Consider the following 10,980-nt stretch of genomic DNA (forward strand, 5'->3'; position numbering starts at 1 on the left):
CGCGAGTTTACCATTCAACCGGCCGATTTTGATCATTATTCATCATCCAGCCGCCACGCACCCGACGCGAGGCCTGTATGGTACGGATTGCGCGCCGGAATGCCAGCAGGTTTTGTTGCTGCGATTTACGTCGGCGGTAAAAGAACAGGGCGCGAATCGCTCGCGCCCTGAGGGAGGTTACTCAGCGGCGGACTTTTCCGCCTTGCCGGCCAGCAGGCTGAGGAAATCGTACTTCTCCTTCAGCTCTTTCTCGGCGGCCTGATACAGCGTGCTGGCCACCTCCGGCTGCTGCGCGTTCAGGCGACGGAAACGCTGCTCGTTCAGCAGTGTTTCAGCCAGGCTGCTGTTCGGCGGGCGCGAATCCAGCGCCAATGCGGCCTTGCCCTCGGCGCTGCGGCGCGGATCGAAGCGGTACAGCGGCCAGAAGCCGGTGGCGGTCAGCTGTTTCATCTGATCGTGGCTGAGCGCCAGATCGTAGCCGTGCTCTTCGCACGGGCTGTAGGCGATGATCAGCGACGGGCCCGGATAGGCTTCGGCCTCCTGAATCGCTTTCACCGTCTGGTTGAGCTGCGCCCCCAGCGAAATCTGCGCGACGTAGACATGGCCGTACATCATCATACTGACGCCCAGATCCTTGCGCGCCTTGCGCTTGCCGTGCTCGCCGAACTTGGTCACCGCGCCCAGCGGCGTGGCTTTCGACTGCTGGCCGCCGGTGTTGGAGTAGCACTGGGTGTCGAGCACCAGCACGTTGACGTTCTCCGTCAGGCTGAGCACGTGATCCAAACCGCCGAAGCCGATGTCGTAGGCCCAGCCGTCACCGCCGATCAGCCAGATCGATTTATCCACCAGGTAGTCGGCGTCCGCCGCCAGCTGGCGCGCATCTTCGCCTTCGAAACTCGCCAACAGCGTGCGCAGTTCGGCGATCTGCTTGCGGCGCGGCTCCGGCGCCACGTCTTCCATCTGCAGGGCGTTGACCAATTGCTCCGGCAGCTGCGGCGCCAGTGCGTTCAGCAGACGCAGCACTCGCGCGCGATGTTGATCGACCGTCAGGCGGAAGCCCAGGCCGAATTCGGCGTTGTCTTCGAACAGCGAGTTGGCCCACGCCGGCCCGCGCCCTTCGGCGTTGGTGGTGTACGGCGTGGTCGGCAGGTTGCCGCCGTAGATCGACGAACAGCCGGTGGCGTTGGCGATCAGCAAGCGGTCACCATAGAGCTGGGTCAACAGCTTGATGTACGGCGTTTCGCCGCAGCCTGAGCAGGCGCCGGAGTACTCGAACAGCGGCGTGATCAGCTGCGAGGTGCGAATGTCGATGCGTTCCAGCTGCGCCGGATCGATTTCCGGCAGCTGCAGGAAGAAGTCGTAGTTGTCTTTCTCCGCCGTCAGATTATCGAGGCGCGACGCCATATTGATGGCCTTGATTTCCGGGTTCTGGCGATCTTTCGCCGGGCAGACCTCGACGCACAGGTTACAGCCGGTGCAATCTTCCGGCGCTACCTGCAGCACGTATTTCTGCCCGCGCATATCGCGCGCTTTGACATCCAGCGACTGCAGAGAGGCGGGGGCGTGTTCCATCTCCGCCGGCTGCACCACCTTGGCGCGAATGGCGGAGTGCGGGCAGGCGGCGACGCAGTGGTTGCACTGGGTGCACAGGTCGGGCTGCCAGATCGGGATCGCTTCGGCGATGTTGCGCTTTTCCCACTGGGTGGTGCCCACCGGCCAGGTGCCGTCCGGCGGGAAGGCGGAAACCGGCAGCGCATCGCCCAGCCCGGCCAGCATCGCGGCGGTAACGGTTTTGACGAAGTCCGGCGCGGCGTCCGACACCACCGGCGGGCGCATCGGGCTGCTGGCGTCGACCGGCTGCAGCGGGATCTCGGTCAGCGCGGCGCGGGTGGCGCCCAACGCCTGCCAGTTGCGCTCGACGATCTCCTGGCCCTTGCTGCTGTAGCTGCGCGCGATGGCGTCCTGCAGCTGTTGCAGCGCCACGTCGCTCGGCAGGATCTGCGTCAGGTGGAAGAACGCCATCTGCATTACGGTGTTGATGCGCGCGCCGAGCCGGCATTCACGCGCCAGCTTGGCGGCGTTGATGATATAGAAACGCGCCTGGCGTTGGTGCAACAGCGCCTGAACCTCCTGCGGCAAGCGCGACCAGACCTCATCGGCGCCGTAAGGGGTATTGAGCAGGAAGGTGCCGCCGGGCTTCAGGCGTTCGACCATCTGGTACTTATCGATAAACTGCAGCTGGTGGCAGCCGACGAAGTCCGCGTGGCTGACCAGGTAGGCCGAATTGATCGGCTGCTCGCTGACGCGCAGGTGCGACACCGTCAGGCCCCCGGCCTTTTTGGAGTCATAGACGAAATAACCCTGGGCATACAGCGGCGTGGCGTTGCCGATGATTTTGATGTTGTTCTTGGTGGCAGAGACCGAGCCGTCGCTGCCCAAACCGTAGAACAGCGCTTCCAGCGAGGCGCGCTGCGGCAGGATTTCGTCGCTCAACGGCAGCGAAAGCCCGGTGACGTCATCGAAGATGCCGACGGTAAAGCGCGGTCGCGGCTGCGGCAGGGCCAGCTCGCGGAACACCGCCAGCGCGCAGTCCGGGCCGAACTCTTTCGACGACAGGCCGTAGCGGCCGCCGATCACCCGCGGCAGCGTGGCGCGCTCCCCCCGGCTGTAGGCTTCCGCCAGCGCGGTCATCACGTCCAGATACAGCGGCTCGGCCAGCGCGCCCGGCTCTTTGGTGCGATCGAGCACCGCGACGCTGCGCACGCTGTCCGGCAGCGCGCCGAGCAGATGCTGGGCGGAGAACGGCCGGAACAGCCGCACCTTCAGCACGCCGACTTTCTCGCCGCGGGTCAGCAGGGTGTCGATCACTTCTTCGCAGGTGCCGGCGGCCGAACCCATCACCACCACCACGCGTTCGGCCTGCGGGTGGCCGTAATAGTCGAACGGCCGATAGCGGCGGCCGGTGAGGGCGGCGAAGGCTTCCATGGCGTCGATCACGTGTTGGCCGGTGGCGTCATACCACGGGTTGGTGGCTTCGCGCGACTGGAAATAGGTGTCCGGGTTGGCGGAGGTGCCGCGCACCACCGGATGATCCGGCGACAGCGCCCGGCTGCGGTGAGCGTCGATCGCCGCCTGCGGCAGCATCTGCCGCAGCGTATCGTCGCTGAGAGGCACAATCTTGTTGATCTCGTGCGAGGTGCGGAAACCATCGAAGAAATGGATAAACGGCACGCGCGCGTTGAGGGTGGCGGTCTGCGAGATCAGCGCGAAGTCCTGCGCCTCCTGCACGTTGCCGGCACACAGCATGGCGCAGCCGGTTTGGCGCACCGCCATCACGTCTGAATGGTCGCCGAAGATGGACAGCGCGTGCGTGGCCACGGTGCGCGCGGCGACGTGCAGCACGAACGGCGTCAGCTCGCCGGCCAGTTTGTACAGCGTGGGGATCATCAGCAGCAGACCCTGCGATGAAGTGAACGAGGTCGACAGCGCGCCGGTTTGCAAGGCGCCGTGCACGGTGGCGATCGCGCCGCCTTCCGACTGCATTTCCACCACCCGCGGAATATCGCCCCAGATGTTTTGCCGGCCATCGCCGGACCAGGCGTCCGCCTGCTCCGCCATGGTGGAGCTTGGCGTGATAGGGTAGATGGCAATCACTTCGTTGGTGCGATAGGCCACGGAAGCGACTGCATTATTACCATCTGTAGTTATCATCAGCGTTACCTTTTCATTGCTCACAAAGCCGCGAAAGCGCACTTTCGCAGTAATGGAAAAAAGTCTAACAGAGGGGGCGAACGCGGCTTTATCGCGTTTGTGTGGCGGGTGATAAATCGTCAAAGGCATATTTCCTCGCCGATTAGGGGCTGGCGGCAATAAATTGTTTTCACCGTTTAAAGACAATTTATTTCCGGCGCGTCATAATTGCGCATCGGCAAATTGACAGAAGAAAACCATGAGCGCATTTATGTATTTGACGATGGCGATAGTCGCGGAAGTGATCGCCACCACCATGTTGAAAGCCTCTGAGGGCTTTACCCGCCTGTGGCCGTCGCTGCTGGTGGTGCTGGGTTACGGCGTGGCGTTTTGGGGGCTGTCGATGGTGGTCAAGAGCATGCCGCTGGGCATCGTGTATGCGATTTGGTCGGGCATGGGGATTGTGCTGGTGTCGGTCGCCGCGGTGTTCGTTTATCAGCAAAAATTGGATTGGCCGGCGATCGTTGGCATGGGATTAATTATTGCCGGCGTGCTGGTGATTAATTTACTGTCGAAAGCCTCGGTGCACTGAGTGTTATTTTGATGTAAAAAAAGCCGGCGTGACAGCAAGTCGCGCCGGTTGAAGAATTCAGTCATCATTCACTGAAAATAGTGGAATGCTAATTACTTAGCGCCGCCAGCATAGACACAAATATCGTTCTCTCCGGTAGCAAAAAATGCGCCGCTGCAATGAAAGCACACGAAGATAATTAATACCGCTGTCGCGGGAAAAACTTCCTCGATGGCCGCGGTGACGTTATCACTTTTTTGCGTGCGGCCAGCGCCTGACAGCGCGTGGCGCCGTCACGGAAATATTCTGCAAACAAAATAAATGTTCGGCCGGCGCAAAAAACGACAAATAATGGCTGGAATATATTTTCATTATTTATATATCGAGCTAGATTAAACAAGTTTGCATCAAAGATAGCGAAACGTGTCCGCCAAGTGACGCGCGTTATCAGCAATGGCGATTTTACACAGCGCAGTTCCGGGTTCAGGAGTGGGATAATGACGACATCAAAATGGCTGCTTGCCAGCGCCGTGCTGCTTTTAGCCGCCTGCAGCAGCAATAACGAAGAGCCAGTACAGCAGGGCAACAGTGCCAGAATCAATACGTTGCAGACCAGCGCCGGTTGCGCGGCGGTCGGCGGCGTCACCACCATCGCGCACAACTTGAACGGTGAAGCGCTGCGCATGTGCCAGATGCCGAACGGCAAGCAGTGTGAGGAACGCACGCTGGGCCTGGGCAGCTGCGCCGGGTAAGCCCACGGCGCCTGGCCTGCAGGATCAATACACCCAATCGCGCAGGGTATAAATAAGCGTGTGGCCGCTGCCGGTGAGCGTCAGCTGCTGTGCGTTTAGCGTCACTTCGGCGCCGTTTTCCAGCACGGTGCCAATCACCCGATCCCAGCGGTTGCGCTGCTCATCAGGGCACAGCTTGCGCGTGGTGGCCAGCGATTTCACCGTCAGCACGCCGTCGCGTAATTGCCCCTGGCCGAAAAAGCGGTTGCACATCGTGCCGGAGACATGCAGGTTCTCGCCGAACTCCAGATTGAGCAGGCCGCCGCCCGCCGGTGATTTTGCCGTTTCGCCATCCACGCTTTGCAACACGAAGTTGTGATGCAACAGATCGCCTGGCGTGACGGCCGTGTGTGGTTTCATGCTGCACCCCGCTAAGGCCAGCGCCGCAAGGGCGGCTACCGTGGTTTTTCTCATCGCGTTCTCTCAAATAAACAGGGCGCCGCAAGGGCGCCCCGAGGTTACGCTCAGGCGTTCAACTGGTTCGGGCAGGTTTCGCCGCGATCCAACTGGCTGATGTTCTGCAGCGTGGTTTGCGAAATGCTGGTCAGCGCCTCTTCGGTCAGGAAAGCCTGATGGCCGGTAAACAGCACGTTGTGGCAGGCCGACAGGCGGCGGAACACGTCGTCCTGAATCACATCGTTAGACTTGTCCTCAAAGAACAGATCGCGTTCGTTCTCGTAGACGTCCATCCCAAGGGCGCCGATTTTTTGCTGCTTCAGCGCATCGATGGCGGCGGTGGAATCGATCAGCGCGCCGCGGCTGGTGTTGATCACCATTACGCCGTTTTTCATCATCGCGAAGGCGTCGGCATTCAGCAGGTGGTGGTTCTCCGGCGTCAGCGGGCAGTGCAGGGTGATCACGTCGGATTGCGCGTACAGCGTCTTCAGATCGACATACTCCGCGCCCAGTTCCAGCGCCTGTTCGCTCGGGAACGGATCGTAGGCCAGCAGTTTCATGCCGAAGCCTTTCAGAATGCGCATCGTCGCCACGCCGATTTTACCGGTGCCGATCACGCCGGCGGTGCGATTGTGCATGTTAAAACCGATCAGCCCTTCCAGCGAGAAGTTGGCGTCGCGGGTACGCTGATAAGCGCGGTGAATACGGCGGTTCAGGCACATCATCATGCCGACCGCGTGTTCTGCCACGGCCTCCGGCGAGTAGGCCGGCACGCGCACCACCTTGATGCCCAGTTCTTTGGCGGCGTCCAGATCGACGTTATTAAAACCGGCGCAGCGCAGGGCGAGAATTTCGACGCCCAGTGCCGCCAGTTCTTCGAGCACTTCACGGCTGCCGTCGTCGTTGACGAAGATGCACACCGCCTTGCAACCGGCGGCCGTTTTGGCGGTTTTTTTACTGAGTAAAAAGTCGAAGAATTCCAGCTCATAGCCAAACTGCTGATTCACCAGTTCGAGGTATTTACGGTCATACTGTTTGGTACTGTATATCGCCAATTTCATCGTGGTTTCTCCACCGTGATTTTGTGATCAATTTAACAGATTTTAGTAAATTCGACAATTGGTTAGCCCGTTCCGACATGGCCGAAATCGCTGCTGCAAGGCTGCGGTGGGGCTGGATACGATGGAGGGAAGACGACGGTGGCGACAGGCGGCAAAAAAATCCCCACGGGGGTGTGGGGAATGGCTTCTCTAGTACACAGTTAGCTAGCAGCTAAACTTTTATTAGAATGGTTGCAAGACTATTAATCATCAACGGTAACAACAATAACAAAAGTCTGAAAACTGTCCTGTTTATGTGATGTATATGTAACGAAAATCTACAACCCCGCACACGTTTGCGCCAAAAAGGTGCAAATCGCTTCTGCGAGCCCGCTCGGCTTCACCCTATGTCAAATTCGTGCCATCATTATTGTCAATTCAGGCATAGACTTAACCAATGCCTAACTCAGGAACGAAGCAATCATTTAATGACCAGGCGATTGAAAGTATTCATAGGGACGGTGGCGGGCTGCGCAATCCTGGTGCTGGCGTTGTGGCAAACCTTGCCGCGCTGGCTGCCGGGGGTGTTATCGCATTGGTTGCCGGTGGGGAGCCGCCTGGAATTGCAGGGCAAATTGCACTGGCGCCAGGGCGGCCTGGCGTTGGCGGGGGCGCGTTTCACTGCGCAAGATTGCCTGTTGGCCAACGTCGGGCCGACGCGGCTGGCTTACCGCCAGGGCCGCTGGCAGCTGTCGAGCGATAAGGTCAGCATCGATAGCGCCTGTTTGTCAAAACTGCCGAGCGGCGACGCCAACAGTGCGCCGCTGGCGCTCGATCAGCTGCAGCAACAGCTGCCGCCGCTGGATCTCACCATTAATGACCTGACGCTCATTCCCTGGCAGCGCTATGCCGGCAAGCTGCAGCTCTCCTCTGGCCCCGACGGGCAACGTCTGCATTATCGGGGCCCGAATCTCAGCGCCGAGGCGCAGCTGGATGAAAAACAACAGCTGACGTTGCAGAACCTGACCGTGGTTCCGCCCAACAGCGCACAACCGCTGCACCTCGCCGGCAAGATAACCATCCCGTTGGATCTGGCCAGCCTGCCGACGCAGGGCGCGTTGCAGGGGGAAATGCAGACCGCCTATCTGGAAAAACCGGTATTGCTGGACATGCGCTGGCAACAGCAGCAGGGCGTATTGACGGTGAGCGAGAAAGGCGACGATCGCCCGCTGGCGGTGTTGCCGTGGGAAGTCTCGCCGCAGCGGGTCAGCATCAAGCAGGGCGAGTGGCGTTGGCCGTACAGCGAGCAGCCGTTGAACGGCGGGCTCAGCATCGCGCTGCACGATTGGAGCAAAGGGCTGGATGAAACGGAGATCAGCGCGCGGCTGAACGTGATCACTGCGGGTCACAACGGCAAGGGCAATGCGGTGCTCACCCTCGGGCCGGGCAAGGTGGGGTTGACCGACAGCGATCTGCGCTTCCAACTGACCGGCCAGGCCAATCTGGCCGACTTTTCCACTACCGCGTCGATCCCGGGTGTGATCGGCGGCAGCATTCTCAACCCGACGCTGGTGCTGCAGCCCGGTTCGCTGCTGCGCCTGTGGGGCAAGGTGACGCCGGAAATGACGCTGGAAGAGGCGCGTTTACCGCTGGCGGGCGTGAAGGTGACCGCCGCCGGCATCACCGGCCGCCTGCAGGCGATTTTGAGCGCCAGCGACAGTTACTGGGGCCGCTTCAAGCTGCACCTGGACGGCCAGGCACAGGATTTCTGGCCGGACAAGGGCAACTGGCAATGGCGTTACTGGGGCAATGGCCGCTTGCCGCCGCTGCAGGCCGCCTGGGACGTCGCCGGCAGCGGCCGTTGGCGCGACAGTGAGTTGGTGCTCGATAAACTCTCCACCGGCTTCGATAAGTTGAAGTACGGTCTGGTGACGGTCGCCGCGCCGCGCCTGAGCCTCAATCAGCCGCTGCGCTGGCGGCGTGATGAACAAAGTCCGCAGTTCAACGGCGAGTTGCAGCTGGCGGCGGATAAGGTCAGCTTCAGCGACGGCGGCTATCTGCCGGCGCCGGTGCTGGCGCTGCAGGTGAACGGCCGTTCGCCGGACAGTTTCCAGCTGCAGGGCAAACTGCAGGCGCAACAGATTGGGCCGATCGCGCTGCGCGGCCGTTGGGACGGCGAACGTCTGCGCGGCGAAGCCTGGTGGCCGAAACAGTCGCTGAAGGTGTTCCAACCGCTGCTGGCGCCGGATCTCAATCTCACGCTGCGCGACGGCGAGTTTTACGCGCAGTCGGCGTTTTCCGCCGCTCGCGAACAGGGGTTCGAGGCCGGTGGCCACTGGGTGGTGAAAAACGGCGGCATGTGGCTGAAGGACGGCGAGATGAGCGGCCTGGATTTTATCCTGTCGTACCGGTTCAAGCAGCATCAGTGGCAATTGGGGGCCAAACAGCCGGTGTCGCTGCGCATCAAGTCTTTCACCAACCTGTTCGAGATGCAGAATATTTCCGCCGATCTGCAGGGCACCTATCCTTATAGCGAAAGGCAGCCGCTGACGTTGAGCAACGTCGGCGTGGACATGCTCAACGGGCATATCAGCCTGTCGGCGCTGCGGTTGCCGCAGCATGACGCCGCGGTGCTGAAGCTGGACAAGGTCGATCTCAGCGCGTTGTTCACCGCCCTGAAACCGAAGCAGTTCGCCATGTCCGGCCGGGTCGACGGCGAACTGCCGCTGTTCCTGAATCACCCGAAATGGCTGGTGCAAAACGGCTGGATCGCCAACGCCGGCACCCTGACGCTGCGGCTGGACAAAGACATGGCCGACGCCATCGGCAGCAATAACCTGGCGACCGGCGCGGCGATCGACTGGCTGCGCTACATGGAAATCAACCGTTCGCACGCCCGGGTCGATCTCGACAACCTGGGCGAGCTGACGCTGAGCGCGCGCATCGACGGCATCAATCCGCAGAAAAGCGCCAAGCGCGAGGTGATCCTGAACTATCGCCATCAGGAAAACGTGTTTCAGCTGTGGCGCAGTTTGCGCTTCGGCGACAATTTACAGGAGTGGCTGGAGCAGGCCCTCTCACAACCTGGGGAGCAACAATGAAAATCATGAGTGTGTCGGCGCTGGCAGCGGTGCTGTGCGTTTCGCTGCTGAGCGGCTGCGTGCCGCGCATCGAGGTGGCGACGCCGAAGGATCCGATCACCATCAATATGAACGTCAAGATCGAGCATGAGATTCATATCAAGGTGGATAAGGACGTCGAAAACCTGCTGAAAACCCAAAGCGGTCTGTTCTAGGAGCCGACATGAAAAAACGTTATGTGTGGCTGGCCGGCGCCGCCTGGCTGTTCAGCAGCGTGGCGATGGCGCTGACGCTGGATGAGGCGAAGCAGCAAGGGCGGGTGGGCGAAACCCTGAGCGGCTATATTGCGCCGGTGAAACAGGATGCGGAAACGCTGGCGCTGGTGAAGCGCATCAACGCTGGCCGCGCCGAGAAGTATCAGGAAGTGGCGGACGGCAACCATATCGCCGTCGACGAAGTGGCGCGCATGGCGGGGCAGAAGCTGGTGACGCGTGCGCAGAGCGGCGAGTATGTGCGCGGCATCAACGGACAATGGTTGAAGAAATAAAAAAAGCGCGCCGTCTGGCGCGCTAAATGATACGGATAGATGATTATTATGAGGGTAGTGCAGGTTTGACAGGACTTGCCTTTTGTCCGGCAGGGGCACGGCGCCCCTGCGCAGGGTCTTAGGCAGCAACCACCTGAGACAGGGCCGCTTTGGCGTCTTCCTGGGCTTTGGTGGCCACTTCCGGGCCGTAGGCGATGCCTTCCGCGAAGACGAACTCCACGTCGGTAATGCCGATGAAGCCCAGGAACAGACGCAGGTAAGGTTCTACCAGGTCGGTTGGGGTGCCTTTATGGATGCCGCCGCGGCTGGTCAGGATCACGGCGCGTTTGTTTTTCACCAGGCCTTCCGGACCGTTTTCGGTGTAGCGGAAGGTCACGCCGGCGCGGGCCACCAGATCGAAATAGTTTTTCAGCTGGGTCGGGATGTTGAAGTTGTACATCGGTGCGGCAATCACGATGACGTCATTGGCCTGCAGCTCGGCGATCAGCTCGTCCGACAGCGCCAGCGCTTCTTGTTGACGCGGGGTCAACGGCGCATCGGAAGGACGCAGCGCGCCAACCAGTTCGCCGTCCAGCACCGGGATTGGCTGTGCGGCCAGATCGCGTACGGTGATGGTGTCGCCGCTGTGGGCGTTGCTCCATTGCTCTACGAAGAAATCGGCCAGTTGGTTAGACTGAGAGTAGGTCGCCAGGATGCTTGATTTCAGAACCAATACGTTGCTCATCGATAATTCCTTACGTTGTGACAGTGACATCAGGACTCAGCGTCCCTTGCATGAAGTACATGCTATTCACATTCCTCCAACAGTGATAGCGCAATATTTCGAGATCTTCGTTCGATTTTATTGAATGACATGCCGAGGTTT

General features: G+C 60.5%; 9 protein-coding genes. 5 read left to right on the forward strand and 4 right to left on the reverse strand.

Annotated features, from left to right (window positions below):
- Window positions 1-177: 177 nt before the first annotated feature.
- Window positions 178-3,711 carry a pyruvate:ferredoxin (flavodoxin) oxidoreductase gene (gene nifJ, locus ACMGF9_RS10840; protein WP_041922244.1) on the reverse strand — a complete coding sequence of 1,178 codons (3,534 nt, stop codon included), beginning with the start codon at window positions 3,709-3,711 and terminating at the stop codon, window positions 178-180.
- Between the two features lie 238 nt (window positions 3,712-3,949).
- Here nifJ and ssmE point away from each other — a divergent pair, with 238 nt between their 5' ends.
- A complete protein-coding gene (gene ssmE, locus ACMGF9_RS10845) occupies window positions 3,950-4,282 on the forward strand; it encodes a multidrug efflux SMR transporter SsmE (protein WP_004930487.1) in 333 nt (110 codons plus the stop codon).
- Window positions 4,283-4,758: 476 nt separating this feature from the next.
- Window positions 4,759-5,013: a DUF333 domain-containing protein gene (locus tag ACMGF9_RS10850; RefSeq protein WP_015377999.1), complete on the forward strand. Its 255-nt coding sequence runs from the start codon at window positions 4,759-4,761 to the stop codon at window positions 5,011-5,013.
- Between the two features lie 24 nt (window positions 5,014-5,037).
- Here the strand turns inward: ACMGF9_RS10850 and hslJ are convergent, their stop codons facing one another.
- Together hslJ and ACMGF9_RS10860 are read right to left on the reverse strand one after the other, a co-directional pair.
- The gene (hslJ, locus tag ACMGF9_RS10855) at window positions 5,038-5,466 is read right to left on the reverse strand and encodes a heat shock protein HslJ (protein ID WP_015377998.1); all 429 of its coding nucleotides are present in this window, start codon (window positions 5,464-5,466) and stop codon (window positions 5,038-5,040) included.
- Window positions 5,467-5,516: 50 nt separating this feature from the next.
- On the reverse strand, window positions 5,517-6,509 hold the full coding sequence (locus tag ACMGF9_RS10860; RefSeq protein WP_015377997.1) for a 2-hydroxyacid dehydrogenase: 993 nt from the start codon (window positions 6,507-6,509) through the stop codon (window positions 5,517-5,519).
- 467 nt (window positions 6,510-6,976) lie between these two features.
- Here ACMGF9_RS10860 and ACMGF9_RS10865 point away from each other — a divergent pair, with 467 nt between their 5' ends.
- The 3 genes from ACMGF9_RS10865 to ACMGF9_RS10875 are packed head-to-tail and all read left to right on the forward strand — an operon-like array spanning window position 6,977 to window position 10,115.
- Window positions 6,977-9,589 carry a YdbH family protein gene (locus ACMGF9_RS10865; RefSeq protein ID WP_099982473.1) on the forward strand — a complete coding sequence of 871 codons (2,613 nt, stop codon included), beginning with the start codon at window positions 6,977-6,979 and terminating at the stop codon, window positions 9,587-9,589.
- Window positions 9,586-9,783 (forward strand): YnbE family lipoprotein, encoded by a 198-nt coding sequence (locus ACMGF9_RS10870; RefSeq protein ID WP_004930472.1) that lies wholly within the window; start codon window positions 9,586-9,588, stop codon window positions 9,781-9,783. Before ACMGF9_RS10865 ends, ACMGF9_RS10870 begins: the two co-directional genes overlap by 4 nt.
- Window positions 9,784-9,791: 8 nt before the next feature.
- Window positions 9,792-10,115 (forward strand): YdbL family protein, encoded by a 324-nt coding sequence (locus ACMGF9_RS10875; RefSeq protein ID WP_015377995.1) that lies wholly within the window; start codon window positions 9,792-9,794, stop codon window positions 10,113-10,115.
- Between the two features lie 118 nt (window positions 10,116-10,233).
- Here the strand turns inward: ACMGF9_RS10875 and azoR are convergent, their stop codons facing one another.
- Window positions 10,234-10,839: an FMN-dependent NADH-azoreductase gene (gene azoR / locus ACMGF9_RS10880; RefSeq protein ID WP_015377994.1), complete on the reverse strand. Its 606-nt coding sequence runs from the start codon at window positions 10,837-10,839 to the stop codon at window positions 10,234-10,236.
- Between the last annotated feature and the right edge of the window lie 141 nt (window positions 10,840-10,980).

The organism is Serratia sp. BNK-23 (genome assembly GCF_047456145.1).
In the GTDB taxonomy this organism is placed as follows: Bacteria; Pseudomonadota; Gammaproteobacteria; order Enterobacterales; family Enterobacteriaceae; genus Serratia; species Serratia nematodiphila.